The 16,132-nt window shown below is 71.2% G+C and carries 14 protein-coding genes; 1 reads left to right on the top strand and 13 read right to left on the bottom strand.

The window, feature by feature from the left end; all coding sequences use genetic code 11:
• Positions 1-556: 556 nt before the first annotated feature.
• The 7 genes from tyrS to D9R02_RS08715 form a co-directional block, all read right to left on the bottom strand.
• On the bottom strand, positions 557-1,867 hold the full coding sequence (gene tyrS, locus D9R02_RS08745) for a tyrosine--tRNA ligase (RefSeq protein ID WP_102613847.1): 1,311 nt from the start codon (positions 1,865-1,867) through the stop codon (positions 557-559).
• Positions 1,868-1,880: 13 nt separating this feature from the next.
• Positions 1,881-4,184 (bottom strand): HelD family protein, encoded by a 2,304-nt coding sequence (locus D9R02_RS08740; protein WP_101888412.1) that lies wholly within the window; start codon positions 4,182-4,184, stop codon positions 1,881-1,883.
• 70 nt (positions 4,185-4,254) lie between these two features.
• Positions 4,255-4,782 (bottom strand): adenine phosphoribosyltransferase, encoded by a 528-nt coding sequence (locus D9R02_RS08735; RefSeq protein ID WP_019310942.1) that lies wholly within the window; start codon positions 4,780-4,782, stop codon positions 4,255-4,257.
• Between the two features lie 42 nt (positions 4,783-4,824).
• The gene (locus D9R02_RS08730; RefSeq protein ID WP_070636398.1) at positions 4,825-5,535 is read right to left on the bottom strand and encodes a DNA-3-methyladenine glycosylase; all 711 of its coding nucleotides are present in this window, start codon (positions 5,533-5,535) and stop codon (positions 4,825-4,827) included.
• Complete coding sequence (gene argH, locus D9R02_RS08725; RefSeq protein ID WP_121566753.1) at positions 5,532-6,977, bottom strand: argininosuccinate lyase; 1,446 nt, start codon at positions 6,975-6,977, stop codon at positions 5,532-5,534. The genes D9R02_RS08730 and argH overlap by 4 nt, the downstream gene beginning before the upstream one ends.
• Positions 6,978-7,207: 230 nt before the next feature.
• Positions 7,208-8,413 carry an argininosuccinate synthase gene (locus D9R02_RS08720; protein WP_059280768.1) on the bottom strand — a complete coding sequence of 402 codons (1,206 nt, stop codon included), beginning with the start codon at positions 8,411-8,413 and terminating at the stop codon, positions 7,208-7,210.
• An 87-nt stretch (positions 8,414-8,500) separates the two neighbouring features.
• A complete protein-coding gene (locus D9R02_RS08715) occupies positions 8,501-10,015 on the bottom strand; it encodes a long-chain-fatty-acid--CoA ligase (protein WP_059280747.1) in 1,515 nt (504 codons plus the stop codon).
• Between the two features lie 209 nt (positions 10,016-10,224).
• Here D9R02_RS08715 and D9R02_RS08710 point away from each other — a divergent pair, with 209 nt between their 5' ends.
• Positions 10,225-10,656: an ankyrin repeat domain-containing protein gene (locus D9R02_RS08710; RefSeq protein WP_059280748.1), complete on the top strand. Its 432-nt coding sequence runs from the start codon at positions 10,225-10,227 to the stop codon at positions 10,654-10,656.
• A gap of 136 nt (positions 10,657-10,792) precedes the next feature.
• Here the strand turns inward: D9R02_RS08710 and D9R02_RS08705 are convergent, their stop codons facing one another.
• The 6 genes from D9R02_RS08705 to D9R02_RS08680 all read right to left on the bottom strand — a co-directional run.
• The gene (locus tag D9R02_RS08705; protein WP_019310936.1) at positions 10,793-11,287 is read right to left on the bottom strand and encodes an arginine repressor; all 495 of its coding nucleotides are present in this window, start codon (positions 11,285-11,287) and stop codon (positions 10,793-10,795) included.
• Complete coding sequence (argF, locus tag D9R02_RS08700) at positions 11,284-12,255, bottom strand: ornithine carbamoyltransferase (protein WP_121566752.1); 972 nt, start codon at positions 12,253-12,255, stop codon at positions 11,284-11,286. Before argF ends, D9R02_RS08705 begins: the two co-directional genes overlap by 4 nt.
• Before the next feature lie 100 nt (positions 12,256-12,355).
• Positions 12,356-13,591 carry an acetylornithine transaminase gene (locus D9R02_RS08695; protein WP_070636392.1) on the bottom strand — a complete coding sequence of 412 codons (1,236 nt, stop codon included), beginning with the start codon at positions 13,589-13,591 and terminating at the stop codon, positions 12,356-12,358.
• On the bottom strand, positions 13,588-14,538 hold the full coding sequence (argB, locus tag D9R02_RS08690; protein WP_019310933.1) for an acetylglutamate kinase: 951 nt from the start codon (positions 14,536-14,538) through the stop codon (positions 13,588-13,590). Before argB ends, D9R02_RS08695 begins: the two co-directional genes overlap by 4 nt.
• A 10-nt stretch (positions 14,539-14,548) precedes the next feature.
• Positions 14,549-15,754 carry a bifunctional glutamate N-acetyltransferase/amino-acid acetyltransferase ArgJ gene (gene argJ, locus D9R02_RS08685; protein ID WP_019310932.1) on the bottom strand — a complete coding sequence of 402 codons (1,206 nt, stop codon included), beginning with the start codon at positions 15,752-15,754 and terminating at the stop codon, positions 14,549-14,551.
• Positions 15,755-15,804: 50 nt separating this feature from the next.
• Positions 15,805-16,132, bottom strand: a 328-nt coding sequence (locus D9R02_RS08680) for an Asd/ArgC dimerization domain-containing protein (RefSeq protein WP_259463935.1), incomplete at its 5' end; no start/stop codon positions are given.

The raw sequence follows: 16,132 nt of genomic DNA, 5'->3' as shown, positions 1-16,132 counted from the left end.
AGATGCTGGGCCTCAACCAAAAATATAAAACTTCTGGTATCAACAAACTAGACACACTATTGAGTTGACAAACAACACACCACAACGCAGCTCCCCATCACGAGGACCACCACGGTCGGTTGCGATCGCGCCGTGCGGCGGATCAAGATTTTGACTGTCGCCCCCGGTCGGACCGTTCCGGTCCTTCGCTGGAGTAACTCGAAGAGCTTATCCCTACCTGGTTCGGCGTGTCAACTTGACTTCTCAAGTCTGCGCGCTTCCCCGGCGGGTTGCTGAGCAACCGTAGCATGAACGAGGTCCGAACTCTCGGGCTGATCTTTGCCGGTCACCCCCGCGGGTCCGCACCCTTTCGGGCCCCTTGCCGCGGCGACTCGGAATACATTACACACGAGCCAGGACCGGCGCAAAGTGCCGGTCCTGGCTCGTGCGGAAGAGGTGCTGCAGGCTGCGCTGCCCTCTCGGGTCACGCCGGCCGTGGAGGGGCCGTCGCTCCTCGCGGCGGCGCCGGAAGCCGGACAGTGAGGATTCCCTCGGCCCGGCACCGGGCCCGCAGGAACTAGTCCGTGAAGGTGACCGCGGCGAGGTTCTTCTTGCCGCGCCGTAGCAGCACGAAACGTCCGTGCAGGAGGTCGTCCGAGGTGACCACGGCGTCCTCCCCCGTGATCTTGTGGTTGTTGAGGGACACACCACCCTCCTTGAGCGTGCGCCGCGCCGCGGACTTGGACTCGGACAGTCCAGTGCCCACCAGCAGGTCCACGACCGGCTGCTCCTGCCGCCCGGTCACCGTCGTGCCGGGCAGCGCGTCGGCCACGGCCGCGAGGGTGGACTCGTCCAGTTCCTCGAACGCGCCCTTGCCGAACACTGCGGCGGACGCCTCGATGGCCTGCCGGGTGGCCTCGGCGCCGTGCACCAGCGTGTTGACGTCCTCCGCGAGCACGCGCTGGGCCTCGCGGCGGTACGGCTCCTCGCGGGTGAGACGTTCGAGCTCCGCGATCTCCTCGCGGGTGCGGAACGTGAAGACCTTCAGGCGGTCCGCCACATCCGCGTCAGCGGTGTTGAGCCAGAACTGGTAGAAGGCGTAGGGCGAGGTCAGCTCCGGGTTCAGCCAGATGGCGTTGCCCTCCGACTTGCCGAACTTGGTGCCGTCCGAGTTGGTGATCAACGGGGTGCCGATGGCGTGCACCGCCGCCCCTTCGGCCTTGCGCACGAGGTCCGTTCCCGACGTGAGGTTGCCCCACTGGTCCGAGCCGCCGGTCTGCAGGGTGCAGCCGTACTGCCGGTAGAGGTTGAGGAAGTCCAGTCCCTGCAGGATCTGGTAGCTGAACTCGGTGTAGGAGATCCCCTCCTCCGAGTTCAGACGCTTGGCCACGATGTCCTTCTTGATCATGGTGCCCACGCGGAAGTTCTTGCCGATGTCCCGCAGGAAGTCGATGGCCGACAGCTGCGACGTCCAGTCCAGGTTGTTGACCATGCGCGCCGGGTTCTCCCCCTCGAAGGACAGGAAGCGCTGCACCTGCTCGCGCAGCATCTCAACCCACTCGGCCACGGTCTCGCGCGAATTGAGGACGCGTTCTGACGTCTGTCGCGGGTCTCCGATGAGCCCCGTGGACCCACCCACCAGGCCGATGGGGTGGTGCCCCGCGAGCTGGAGCCGGCGCAGCAGCAGCAGCTGCACCAGGTGGCCCAGGTGCAGCGAGGACGCCGTGGGATCGAAGCCGCAGTAGTAGGTGATGGGCTCACCGTCCAGCGCCGCCTGCAGGGCCTCCGGGTCCGTGGAGACCTGGACCAGGCCCCGCCAGTTCAGTTCCTCCCAGAGGGAGGAGAACGAGGGGTCGTTGTGCTGCGTGCTGAGATCGGTGGTTGACACGCCGACCAATTTATCAGGAGACGGGCTGGGGCTCCCCGCCCTGCTCCGCGATGCCGGTGGGCATGCCGTGCGCGCCCACGAGGTGCAGCCGCTGGGTGGGCCGGGTCATGGCCACGTACAGGTTGCCCGCCCCGCCCGCGGGGTCCCCGGCGATGTCGTTCGGCTCGACGACCACGACAGAGTCGAACTCCAGGCCCTTGGCGTCCCACGGGGTGAGGACCATGATGCGCCGGTCCAGGCTGCGCATGCCCGCGGCGACCATCCCGGGGAACCCTCGGTCCAGGGCCCGGCCAACCGCGCCGATGAGGTGGCCCGGGCACACGACCCCCACGAGGCCGCCGACGAGGGCGTCGAGCTCGGCACCCACGCACCGCACCACCGCGTGCGTGACCTCGTCCTCGGTGCCCGGGCACAGGACATCGGGCGCCTCGCCGTCGCGCACGGCCCGGGGGTCGGACACGGTGAGGTTCGCGGCGCGCGCCACCCGCGCGGCGGCGTCGGCGATCGGCTGGGGTGTGCGGTAGTTGACCGTGAGCTCCTCGAGGTCGAAGCGCTCCCCCACGAACGGTTCGAGCGCCTCGGACCACGTGCGAGCGGCCGCAGCGTTGCCCGCCTGCGCGATGTCCCCCACCACGGTGAACGACTTCAGGGGGCACCGACGCATCAGCACGCGCCACTGCATGGGCGACAGCTCCTGCGCCTCGTCCACGACCACGTGCCCGTAGGCCCACGTGCGGTCCGACGACGCCGCCTCGGCCGCGGTCATGCGGCGCGGCGCCTCGGCGTTGAACGCCGTGAGCTGCTCGACCGTCACGACGCCCTGGGCACCGATGTCCTCGAAGCCCTCGGCCATGGCCTCCAGGGCCTTCTGCGCCGACTCCTGGGACTTGCGCTCCTCGAGCGTCCGGTCACCGCGCACGGTGATGCCCGCGGACTCGAAGTCCCCGAGCAGCTCGGCCGCCTCGTCGAGCAGGGCGACGTCCGCGACCGTGAGCGGCGCGTCCGCGGGACGGAGCAGGCGCGCGAGCTCCGCGTCACTCAGCTCCGGGGCGGCGGAACGCAGGTAGCGCTCCTTGCTGAACAGCTGGCCCACGAGCTGCTGGGGCGTCAGGGGCAGCCACAGCAGGTTGAGCGCGATCCTGACCTCGCGGGACTGCCGCAGGTCCTCCTTGAGGTACGAGCGGTCCATGGTGGAGCCGGCCTTCTCGTTCAGCTCGTCCCCGAGCTTCTGAGCGAGCTCCTTGATGACCACCTTCACGAACGTCTCGCGGGCCTCGTTGTGCGGCTTGCCGGTCGCGCGGGCGCGCTCCCGCGCGCGACGCACGAGAGACCGGGAGAGCTTCACGCGGTGGCCGTCGACCGTGAGCCACTGGGCGCGGGGCGGGACCTTCTGGCGGTCGGCGACCGCCCGGGCGACCACGTCCACCATGTGCAGCCCCGACTTCCAGCGGGCGACCCAGGGGTACGACTCGACCGTGCCGTGGACGCCCGGGTAGAGGTCCGCGAGCGAGGACATCACCACGCCCGTCTCGCCGAGGGCCGGCAGCACGCGCTCGATGTACCAGAGGAACGAGGATGACGGACCCACGATCAGCACACCGGACTTGGCCAGCCGCTCACGGTGCTCGTAGAGCAGGAACGCCGCGCGGTGCAGGGCCACGGCCGTCTTGCCCGTGCCGGGTCCGCCCTGAACAACCCTCACACCGGACAGCGGCGCCCGGATGATCCGGTCCTGCTCGGCCTGGATGGTGGCCACGATGTCCGTCATGCGGCCCGTGCGCTCGGAGTTCAGCGCGGCGATCAGCGCGCCCTCCCCGTGCACCACGTCCTCGTCCGCGACCCGCTCCGCGTCGAAGACGTCGTCCTCGAGCGCGGTCACGTCCCGCCCGTCCATGATGAGGTGGCGGCGGCGCACGAGGTCCATGGGGTTCGCGGCCGTGGCCTGGTAGAAGGCGCCCGCCTCACGGGCGCGCCAGTCCAGCACGAGCCGGCGGTGGTCCTCGGTGGCCAGACCGAGCCTGCCCACGTAGTGCCGTTCGTCTTCCGTGGTGTCCAGGCGGCCGAACACGAGCCGCTCGTCCACGGCGTTGAGCTGGGTGAGCCGGTCCTCGTAGTGGGTGGCGAACGCATCGCGCTCCGAACGGGCCTGGTGGCCTCCGCCGTACTGGGTGGTCCGCACCCGGCGCAGCTCGCGCTCGCTCTGCGCTCGCAGCTCGTCGAGCCGTGTGTAGGCCGTGGCGACGTGCTCGCGCTCCAGCTCGAGTTGCCGGGACACTCCCACGGTTGCGGATTCCTCCACGCAGTTCACCTCACGCACACAGCCGGAAACGCCGGTTCCTTGACCGGCGATCGACCATCCTACCGTTCGGCCGACGCCGCCGGGGCGCTCACACGCGCAGCAGCGCGCGCACCCGGTGCCCACCCAGCTGGGCGCGACCGCGCAGCGCGGTGAGCTCCATGATCACGCCGAACCCCGCGACGTTGTAGCCGCCCCGGGTCAGCAGGGACGCCGCGGCGCCGAGTGTTCCGCCGGTGGCCAGGACGTCGTCGAGCACGAGCACGCGCGCACCCCGCGGGGCGTCGTCGGTGTGGATCTCCAGCGTCCCGGTGCCGTACTCGAGGTTGTACGACTGGGAGATGGTCTCCCGGGGCAGCTTGCCCTCCTTGCGCACGGGAATGATCCCGGCCCCGGAGGCGTAGGCCACGGCGGCGGCGATCATGAAGCCGCGCGCCTCCACGCCGGCCACGCAGTCGTACTGGCCGTCGAAGGCGTCCACGAGGGCGTCCACCGTGCGGTGGAACCCGGGCCCGTCCGCGAACAGCGGTGTGAGGTCACGGAACAGCACCCCCGGCTCGGGGTGGTCGGGGATCTTGGCGCACAACCGGTCGATCATCTGTTCCACGGATTCAGTCACCCGGTCATCGTATCCGTCCCAGCCGGTTCCGCCCCCTCGGAGTCAGCGGGTGCGCCGCCGTTTCACTGCGGCCCTGCGGTACGGGGACACCGTGGGTTCCCCGGGCAGGGCGAAGCGCCATGGGAAGGCATCCGTGCCGCCCTCCCCGGACACTCCCGTGCGCGGGGTCTCGAGGAACTCCTCCGGTGCAGGCTCCGCGAGCGCCAGACCCGTCCAGGTGGTTCCCTCCCGCTCGGCCACGGCCTCGCGGGCACGGGCCACGGGATCGGGCGAAGCCCCGAGATCGACGATCGCGGCGGCGTCGTCCTCTAGGGTGAGCCCGAGGGCCTGGGCGGTGTTGCCGGGTCCGCGCGCCAGGGTGGCGAACGGGGGTTCCGAGCTGCGCGTGGCCAGCCGACGCCGCGTGGCGGGCTCGGTCCCCAGGACCACCTCTCCGGAGCGGATCAGGATGCCACCGCCCGTGCCCTCGGGGCGGCACACGACGTTCACGGCGTGGTGCAGCCCGTAGGTGAAGTAGACGTAGAGGTGCCCGGGCGGCCCGAACATGGCGGCGTTGCGGGCGGTGCGACCGCGGAAGGTGTGCGCCCCGGGGTCCGGGAGGTCCGAGTCCTGCGGACCGCCGTAGGCCTCCACCTCCGTGAGGCGCAGCGCGACCGTGCCGGTGTCCCGCGCGCAGACGAGCACGGCCCCGAGGAGGCGGGGAGCGACGTCGGGCGCGGGCCGGGACAGCAGCTCGTGCAGCGCGGGGCTCACGAGATGACGGGCTCGCGCGTCTCGAACTCGGCAAGCTCCGCGAGTTGCCGCTTCAGCTCCGTGAGCTGCCGGGCCACGGCCTCGGGCGCGGTCCCGCCCTGCGAGCTGCGGGAGGCGAGCGAACCGGCCACCGTGAGCACCTCGCGCACGCCCGGTGTGAGGTGCGTCGAGATGGCCGCGAACTGCTCGTCCGTGAGGTCCCACAGCTCGATGCCCTGCTCCTCGCACACGCGCACGGCCTCCCCCGAGATCTCGTGGGCCTCGCGGAAGGGCACACCCTGGCGCACGAGCCACTCCGCCACGTCCGTGGCGAGCGCGAAGCCCTGCGGTGCGAGCTCCGCGAGGCGATCGGGGTGGAACTCGAGCGTGGCCATCATCCCGGCGACCGCCGGCAGCAGCACCTCGAGCTGGTCGATCGCGTCGAAGACCGGCTCCTTGTCCTCCTGCAGGTCGCGGTTGTAGGCGAGCGGCAGGCCCTTGAGCGTGGCCAGCAGACCCGTGAGGTCGCCGATGAGCCGCCCCGCCTTGCCGCGCGCGAGCTCCGCGACGTCCGGGTTCTTCTTCTGCGGCATGATCGAGGAGCCCGTGGAGAAGGCGTCGTCCAGGGTCACGAAGGAGAACTCCTTGGTGGCCCACGTGGTGACCTCCTCGCTCATGCGCGAGACGTCCACCGCGGCCATCGCGCACACCCACGCGAACTCGGCGTAGACGTCCCGCGAGGCCGTGCCGTCGATCGAGTTGTGCACTGCGGAGTCGAAGCCGAGCTCCGAGGCCACGGCATTCGGGTCCAGCCCCAGGGAGGAGCCCGCGAGCGCTCCGGAGCCGTAGGGCGAGACGGCCGCGCGGCGGTCCCAGTCCACGAACCGCTGGACGTCCCGCAGCACGGCCCACGCGTGGGCCAGCAGGTGGTGGGACAGCAGCACCGGCTGGGCGTGCTGCAGGTGCGTGCGCCCCGGCATGGGGGCGTTCGGGTGGCGCTCGGCCTGCTCCATCAGCGCGCGCACCACGTCCAGCAGGTTGCGGGCCACGATCGAGGCGTGGTCCCGCAGGTACATGCGCCCGAGCGTGGCGATCTGGTCGTTGCGGGAGCGCCCGGCCCGCAGCTTGCCGCCCAGCTGGGCCCCGGCTCGCTCGATCAGTCCGCGCTCGAGGCAGCCGTGGACGTCCTCGTCCGAGGGCGCCGGGGCGTACGCGCCGCTGCGCACGTCCGCCTCGAGCCGGTCCAGGGCGTCGAGCATGCCCGCGAGCTCGGCGTCGTCCAGCAACCCCGCGGTGTGCAGCACCCGGGCGTGCGCGCGGGAGCCCGCGATGTCGTACGGCGCCAGGCGCCAGTCGAACTGGGTGGAGCGGCTCAGCTCGGCGAGCGCGTCCGCCGGTCCCCCGGCAAAGCGGCCACCCCACAGGGCGCCCTCGTTGGTTCCGTGCTGCTCGTGCTGGGCCATGGTGCTCCTCGCTGACGTGTGCTGTGGTTCGTGGGCCGGGCGCCGCGTCCCCTGCGGGTCGAGTGGCGCGTGCGCTGTCCCCCGCGGGGGCCGAGTCGCGCGTGCGGCGACCCTGCGGGGGCCGGGGACGACGCCGCCCGGCGTGGTGAACGGCCGGGCTCCAGTCTAGGAGCCCGGCCGTCAGGGTCCGCCCGTGGGCGGTGGGGCCGCGCTGCCGCGGCCACCGGGTGTCACTTACCGGCGAGTCCCTGCTCGCGCCGGGACGCGACCTTGGAGGACATGCCGAACAGCTCGATGAAGCCGCGGGCGTTGGACTGGTCGAAGGAGTCGCCCTCGTCGTACGTGGCCAGGTTGAAGTCGTACAGCCCGGTGTTCGAACGGCGACCGGTCACCGTGGCCCGCCCGGCGTGCAGCTCCATGCGGATGTCGCCGTTCACGTAGGTCTGGGTGTCCTGGATGAACACGTCGAGAGACTTCTTCAGCGGGGAGAACCACTGGCCGTCGTAGACGAGCTCCGTCCAGCGCTGGCCCACGGTCTTCTTGAAGCGGGCCTGTTCGCGCTCGATGGTGACGTTCTCGAGCTCCTGGTGCGCGGCGATCAGCGCCATGGCACCGGGGGCCTCGTAGATCTCGCGGGACTTGATGCCCACGAGGCGGTCCTCCACGATGTCGATCCGGCCCACGCCCTGCGCGCCGGCGCGGCGGTTCATCTCCTGGATGGCCTGCAGCGGCGTGACGGGCTTGCCGTCGATCGCCACGGGGACGCCCCTCTCGAACGTGATCACGACCTCGTCCGCGGCGGGCGGGAAGGTGGGGTCGTCCGTGTAGTCGTAGACGTCCTTGGTGGGCCCGTTCCAGATGTCCTCGAGGAAGCCCGTCTCCACCGCACGGCCCCACACGTTCTGGTCGATCGAGAACGGGTTCTTCTTGGTGGTCTCGATCGGCAGGTTGTTCTGCTCCGCGTAGGTGATGGCCTTCTCACGGGTCAGCGCGAGGTCCCGCACCGGGGCGATGCACTTGAGCTCCGGACCGAGGGTCTGGATGCCCACCTCGAAGCGGACCTGGTCGTTGCCCTTGCCCGTGCAGCCGTGGGCCACCGTGGTGGCTCCGAACTTCTTCGCGGCCGCCACCAGGTGCTTGACGATCACCGGGCGGGACACGGCGGAGACCAGCGGGTACGAGTCCATGTACAGGCCGTTGGCCTGCAGCGCGGGCATGCAGTACTCGCTCGCGAACTCGTCCCGGGCATCGGCCACGTACGCCTCGACGGCGCCGCAGTCCAGAGCGCGCTGGCGGATGGTCTCCAGGTCCTCGCCACCCTGTCCCACGTCCACGGCCACGGCCACGACCTCGGCACCGGTGGCCTCACCGATCCACCCGATGGCCACGGACGTGTCCAGTCCACCCGAGTAGGCCAATACCACGCGATCACTCACGGTGCTTCCCTCCACACTGCTCAACGACGACTCTGACTGCACGGGACATCCCGCGCTTCGTGCATGACTATACACGCCAGTCAGTATTTATGCATCGAGGGTGAGTTCGCGCTTCAGGATCTTGCCCGTGGGGCCCTTGGGCAGCTCGTCGGTGACGCGGTAGATGCGGGGGTACTTGTACTTGGCCACCCGTTCCTGCACGAAGGCGTCCAGCTCCCGGGTCAGCGCTTCGTTGCCCTTGGACTCGAGCACACCGGACTCGAACACGACCACGGCGCCGACCTCCTCGCCGTGCTTCTCGTCCGGGACCCCCACCACGGCGGCCTCGACCACGCCCGGGAACTGGTAGATGACCTCCTCGACCTCACGCGGGTACACGTTGTAGCCGCCGCGCAGGATCATGTCCTTCTTGCGGTCCACGATGAAGAACATGCCGTCCTCGTCCTGGCGGGCCATGTCCCCCGTGTGGAACCAGCCGCCACGCATGGCCTCCTCGGTGGCCTCCGGCTTGTGCCAGTAGCCCTTCATGACGTACTGGCCGGCCACCACGAGCTCGCCGACCTCGCCGGTGGGGACCTCGTTGTCCTGGCCGTCCACCACCCGCAGCTGCGCCCCGCGCACCTCGGAGCCGATGGAACCCGGCTTGCGCACGTTGCCGGGCTGGTTGAAGCACACCACGGGAGAGGTCTCCGAGAGCCCGTAGCCCTCGAACACCGTGGTGCCGAAGACCTTCTCGAACTTGGCCAGGACCTCCACGGGCATGGACGAGCCGCCCGAGACCCCGGCGCGCAGGTCGATCCCCTCCACGGCCTGCGGATCCTGCCCGGACTGGTGCAGCAACGCGACGTACATGGTGGGCACGCCGGCGAAGATGGTCACCCGGTCCCGGCGCAGCACCTCCAGCGCCTTGGCCGGGTGGAAGCGCGGCAGCAGCGTGACGGTGGCACCGGCGCAGATCACGCCGTTCAGCGCCACGGTCTGGCCGAACACGTGGAAGAACGGGAGTCCGCCGAACATCACGTCCCCGTGGGCCAGGTTGAAGACCTCACCGGCGACCTCCGCGTTGGACAGGAGATTGTGGTGGGTCAGCTCCGCACCCTTGGGCCGGCCCGTGGTGCCGGAGGTGTACAGCAGCACCGCGGTGTCCGAGTCCGCGCGCTCCACGACCTCGTGGTCGGGATCCACGGCCTGCAGCCGCCCCACCGTGCCCTGGGCGCTGATGGGCAGGACGTTGAGCCCGTCGATCTCCTCGGCCGCCTTCTGGCTGGCCTCGGCCATGTCCTCCCACGCGAGCACGAAGGAGACCCCCGCGTCCTGGAAGTGGTAGGTCAGTTCACGGGGAGTGAGCAGCGGGTTGAGGGGCACCACGATGCCGCCCGCGCGCAGGATCGCGTAGTAGAGCACGGCCATGTGCGGCACGTTGGGCAGCACGAGCGCCACACGGTCCCCGGGACGGATCCCGTTGGCCTTCAGCAGCGCCGCGCCGCGGGCCGAGAGGTCGTTGAGCTGGTCGTAGCTCATGTGGAGGTCGTCGAGGATGATCACGGGATCCGAGCCGTACTTCTCGGCCGACGTGGTGAGCAGGGTGGCCAGATTTGTCATGGATCCTCCAGGTAGGAATGTGAGTTCTACCACGTGATACTGCCCGTATCGGGTATCTGAGTCAAACACCGTCACCGCCCCGGCTGGGGCGTGGGAGACTGGAGCGCGCCGCACCGTGACCCCTCCCCCGGGGTGCCACGGAGCGGCAGCAGTGAACATCAGCACCAGGCCCGCCAGGCAGCGGGCCGCTCAGTGTCGGAGGATGCCCCGTGACCGATCAGCAGAGCGCCGCTCAGACCCCCCAGTTCACGGACGAGGAGCTCGCCTACGTGGCCTCCCTGTTCGACGCCGCCCGCAACGGCGACACCCCGATGCTGCGCACTGCCGTGGAGGCCGGCGTTCCGGTGAACCTCACCAACGACAAGGGAGACACCCTGCTCAACCTCGCCGCGTACCTCGAGCGGGAGGACACGGTGGAGATGCTGCTGGAGAAGGGTGCGGACACCGAGCGCGTGAGCGACATGGGGTTCACCGCCCTGGTCTGCGCCGTGTTCCGCGGCAACGAGCCGATCGCCCGGGCGCTGCTGGAGGCCGGTGCGGGCCAGGCCACGGGGCACCAGCATGCTCAGGACGTCGCACGGGTCTTCGGCCAGGAGCACCTGCTGCCGCTGCTCGAGAGCTTCGAGACGCGCGAGTCCTGAGCCGCGCCGGCAGCTCCGGGACCTGCGCCGCAACGACGGCGCGGGGGCCCAGGGCAACGGGGTCCACTCCAAGAGGCGAGACGAGCAGAGGGCGCCGCGGGCGGCGTCGTCGGCGGGGCGGCCCGCGCCGGCCAGCTCAGCGGGCGAGGTCCAGGAACCGCTGCGCGAGCTGCTCGCCGCCCTGCGGGTCCCGGCTGACCACCATGATGGTGTCGTCCCCGGCGATCGTGCCCAGGATCTCGGGGGTGACCGAGTGGTCGATCGCGGACGCGAAGTACTGCGCGGCTCCGGGCGGGGTGCGCAGGATCACCAGGTTGGCGCTGCCCTCCGCCGTGACCAGCAGCTCGCGGCACAGTGCCCCGAGCTTGGCCTCGGTGCTCTCGCGCGTGATGCCGCTCGCCGGGGAGCGGTCCGCCCCTGCCATGGGCACCGCGTAGACCATCCCGCCCCGCGGAGAGCGCACCCGGACGGCCTCCAGCTCCACGAGGTCCCGCGACAGGGTGGCCTGGGTGACCTGGATGCCGTCCGCGGCCAGCAGCTCCGCGAGCTCCGCCTGCGAGTGGACGTCCCCGCCCGTCACGAGGTCCAGGATCCGCGCCTGCCGGGCGGTCTTGGTCGTGGGGATGCTCATCGCGTCTCCTCCCGTCGCAGGGCCGCCGGCAGGTCCGCGGACAGTCCCGAGGAGTCCAACAGGAACGTCAGCAGCGCCTTCTGGGCGTGGAGCCGGTTCTCGGCCTCGTCCCACACGAGGGACGCCGGCCCGTCGATGACCTCGGCGGCGACCTCCAGCCCGCGGTAGGCGGGCAGGCAGTGCAGGAACACCGCGTGCTCCGCGGCGAGCGCCATGGCCTCGGGGGTCACCGAGTACGGCCGAAAGATCTCGGAGCGCTCGGCCTTCTCGCTCTCCTGCCCCATGGACACCCACGTGTCCGTCACGACGGCGTCCGCGCCCGCGAGCGCCTCGCCCGCGTCGGTGGTGACGAGCACCGATCCGCCCGTCTGCTCGGCCCGCTCGCGTGCCGCGTCCACCACGTCCTCCCGCGGCAGGAACCCCTCCGGGCCCGCGATCCGCACGTGCATTCCGGCGGTGGCGCAGCCCAGCAGGTAGGAGTTGGCCATGTTGTTCGCGGAGTCACCCAGGTACACCAGGGTGCGCCCGGCCACGTCCCCGAAGTGCTCCCGGAGGGTGAGCAGGTCCGCGAGGATCTGGCACGGGTGGTAGTCGTCCGTGAGGGCGTTGACCACGGGCACGCTGCTGTGCTCGGCCATCTCCTCCAGCCCGGTCTGCCCGTACGTGCGCCACACGATCGCCGAGAGCATGCGGGAGAGCACGCGGGCACTGTCCGCCACGCTCTCCTTGTGCCCCAGCTGGGACTCCCCCGGGTTGATGACGAGGGGGTTCCCGCCGAGGTCGCTGACCCCGGCGGCGAACGAGACCCGGGTGCGCGTGGAGGTCTTGTCGAAGATCACCCCCACCGTCTGCGGGCCGGCGAGCGGACGCCGCGAGAAGCGGTCCGCCTTGAGGGCGGCGGCGAGGTCCAGGACCTCGGTCTGCTCCTCGGGGCTCAGATCGGTGTCGACCAGGAAGTGGCGCAGCACGCGGGGTTCTCCTTCGGTTCGCGGGGCCCCAGCGGGACCGGGATCTCGGACGCGCCGTGTCGGGCGCGGGGAGGCAGGGATTCCTCCCAGGGGCAGAGTCTCAGGTGGAGCTGACGGTGCGCAGCAGGTCGGGCAGCGCGGACACGAACGTGTCCACCTCCTGCCGGGTCACGATCAGCGGCGGCGCCAGGCGCACCGTGGCCGGTCCGGTCGCGTTGACCAGGAACCCCGCGTCCCGCGCGGCGGCCACGAGACGCGGGGCCACGGCGTCGTCGGGAGCGCTCGGGACGAGGTCGAATCCCACGAGCAGCCCGTACCCGCGCACGTCCGTCACGCCGGGGACGTCCCGCAGCCGGGCGGCGAGGTGCTCCCCCACCGCGCGGGCGTTCTCGAGCAGGCCCTCGTCACGGATGGTCCTGACAGTGGCGAGCGCGGCCGCGGCCGCCAACGGGTTGCCGCCGAACGTGGTCCCGTGCTGGCCGGCACCGAGCAACCCGGACACCTCGGGGCCCGCCGTGAGCAGGGCCCCGATGGGGAAGCCGCCGCCCAGTCCCTTGGCGAGCGTCACGGCGTCCGGGAACTCGCCCCCGGGCAGCTGGGACGTGCTCGCGAGCCAGTCGCCGGTGCGTCCGATCCCGGACTGCACCTCGTCCACGACCAGCAGGGCGCCGTGCTCCCGTGTGAGCTCTCTGGCCCGCGCCAGGTAGCCCTCCGGGAGTCCACGGACACCGGCCTCGCCCTGCACCGGCTCCACGATCAGTGCGGCCACCGTGTCGTCCAGCTCGGCCGCGAGTGCCTCGACCGTGGCCGGGACGTGGCTCACCCCGCCGGGCAGCGGCTCGAAGGGTGCGCGGTAGGCCTCCTTGGCCGTGAGCGCGAGCGATCCCATGGTCCGCCCGTGGAACGCGTGCTCCAGCGCGAGCACGCGCGTCCGCGGGCGCCCCTGGGCATCCGGGTGCTCCCTGCCGTGCCGGCGCGCGAGCTTGAACGCGGCCTCGTTCGCCTCGGAGCCGGAGTTCGCGAAGAACACGTGGGATCCCGACGGTGCCGCGGTGACCTCCAGGAGCTCCCGTGCCAGCTCGACGACCTCCGGGGTCGTGAACAGGTTGGACACGTGCGCCAGCCGACCCGCCTGCTCCGCGACGGCCCGCACCCACGCCGGATGCGCGTGGCCCAGGGAGTTGACGGCGATGCCCGCGAGCAGGTCCAGGTAGCGGCGGCCGTCGGCGTCCGTGACGCGGCACCCCTGCCCCTCCACGAGCACGAGCGCTGGATCCCCGAACACCCCCAGCAGGTTGTCCCGGTACCCGTCCAGCAGTTCCGTGGTCCGACTCATGCGATGCCCTCCTCGTCCGGTGTGACCTCGGTGCCGATGCCCGTGTCCGTGAAGATCTCCAGCAGCGAGGAGTGCTCGGAGCGCCCGTCCACGATGCTCGCCCGTGGTACCCCGCCGTCCACCGCGCGCAGGGCCGCACGCATCTTGGGGATCATCCCGGACTCCAGGGAGGGCAGCATCTCCCGCAGCTCGGGGGCCGTGAGCGAGGAGATCAGCGACGAGCGGTCCGGCCAGTCCGCGTAGAGCCCCTCGACGTCCGTGAGCGCCACGAACTTCTCCGCACCCAGGGCCACGGCAACCTCCGCCGCGGCGGTGTCGGCGTTGACGTTGAGAACCTGGCCGGTGAGCGCACCGAGCCCGGCGGCGTCATCCTCCGGCTCCGCGAGCTCGGGGGCGATCGAGGCGATCACCGGGATCTTGCCGATGTCCAGCAGCTGCTCGACCGCCACGGTGTTGACCCGCGTGACGGTGCCCACGAGACCGAGGTCCACCGGGGCGCCGTCGGAACCGGTGCGGACGCGGCGGGCCTGCAGCAGCCCGGCGTCCTCCCCGGACATGCCCACCGCGTACGGGCCGTGGGCGTTGATCAGGCCCACGAGCTCGCGGCCCACCTGGCCCGTGAGGACCATGCGGATCACGTTGACGGCCTCCTCCGTGGTGACCCGCAGCCCGTCCTTGAACTCCGAGTGGATGTTCAGGGACTCCAGCATGGTGCTGATCTGCGGGCCGCCGCCGTGGACCACCACGGGGCGGATGCCCACGTGGCGCAGGAAGACGATGTCCTCCGCGAACGCGCGGCGCAGCTGGTCGTCGACCATGGCGTTGCCGCCGTACTTGAAGACCATGGTGGATCCCGCGTAGCGCTGGATCCAGGGCAGGGCCTCCATGAGGGTCTCCGCCTTGGAGCGGGCGGTGTCGTACCGGGTGCTGTCGCTGAGTCGTGACATGGTGGTCGGCCTAGCTGGAGTAGGCGCTGTTCTCCTCGACGTAGTCGTGGGTGAGGTCGTTGGTCCACACGGTGGCTCGGGCGTCCCCGGTCTTCAGGTCGATCTCGATGTCCACCGCGCGCGACGCCGCGAGGTCCACACCCTCGCGGGGATCGCCGATGCCGCCGTTGCGGCAGACGGTGACACCGTTGATGGTGACGTCGATCCGGTCGGGGTCGAACTGTGCCTGCGTGGTGCCCACCGCGGAGAGCACCCGACCCCAGTTGGGGTCGTTGCCGAACACCGCGGTCTTGAGCAGGTTGGAGCGCGCCACCGTGCGGGAGACGTCCTCGGCCTCCGTCTCGGTGGCCGCGCCCACCGTGGTGATCGCGATGTCGTGGGACGCGCCCTCCGCGTCCGTGATGAGCTGCTGCGCGAGGCTGTGGCACACCGCGGTCAGGGCCCGGGTGAACTCCCCCTGCTCCGCGGCCGTGCCCGACGCCCCGGAGGACATCAGCACCACGGTGTCGTTGGTGGACATGCAGCCGTCCGAGTCCGTGCGGTTGAACGTCACGCGGCAGGCCTCCCGCAGGGCGGCGTCCAGCGCGTCCGCGGCCATGACGGCGTCCGTGGTGAGCACCACGAGCATGGTGGCAAGTCCCGGGGCGAGCATTCCCGCGCCCTTGGCCATGCCGCCCACGGTCCACCCGGGGCCGGAGACGCTGGCCTGCTTGGGGACGGAGTCCGTGGTCATGATGGCCTCCGCGGCCCGCCGCCCGGCGTCCTGCCCGGCCGCGAGCGCGCGCACCACCTCGGGGACCCCGCGGCGCACCACGTCCATGGGCAGCTGCTCCCCGATCAGCCCGGTGGAGCACACCACCACGTCCCCCGCGCCGATGCCCAGCTCCCCGGCCACGAGCTCCGCCGTAGTGTGCGTGTTCTGGAAGCCCTCGGGGCCCGTGCACGCGTTCGCGCCGCCGGAGTTCAGGACCACGGCACGCACCGATCCTGCGCGCACCACCTCGCGGGACCAGTGCACGGGGGCCGCGGCCACGCGGTTGGAGGTGAACTGGGCGGCGGCGGCGAACTCGGGCCCGGTGTTGACCACGAGCGCCAGGTCGGGACCGCCGGAGGCCTTGAAGCCGGCCTCGACGCCGGAGGCGGTGAAGCCCGCGGCGGTGCACACGCCGGACTCCGTGGTCACGGGGATCTCGGGAACGGGGTCGTGGGACGTCATGGGTGTCTCTGCTCCTGTGCGGTCGGAGGGGTGGGCTGCGGCGGAACCGGTCACGGGGCCATCCCCTGAGCGGTGAGGCCCGTGGTCTCGGACAGGCCGAGGGCCAGGTTCACGGACTGAACCGCTCCCCCGGCGGTGCCCTTGGTGAGGTTGTCGATCACGGAGGTCACCACGAGGCGCCCCGCGTGCGGATCCACCGCGAGCTGCAGGGCCGCGTGGTTGGACCCCAGCACGGACTGGGTGGTCGGCCACTGGCCCTCCGGCAGCAGGTGGACGAACGGCTCGTGCGCGTAGGCCGCCCGGTAGACCTCCCGCACCCGGGCCTCGTCCACGCCGGGACGCAGCACGGCGGTGGCCGTGGTGAGGATTCCCCGGGGC

Source organism: Kocuria rhizophila (assembly GCF_003667225.1).
GTDB lineage: Bacteria > Actinomycetota > Actinomycetes > Actinomycetales > Micrococcaceae > Kocuria > Kocuria rhizophila.
This window is presented reverse-complemented; position numbering and strand designations above follow the sequence as displayed.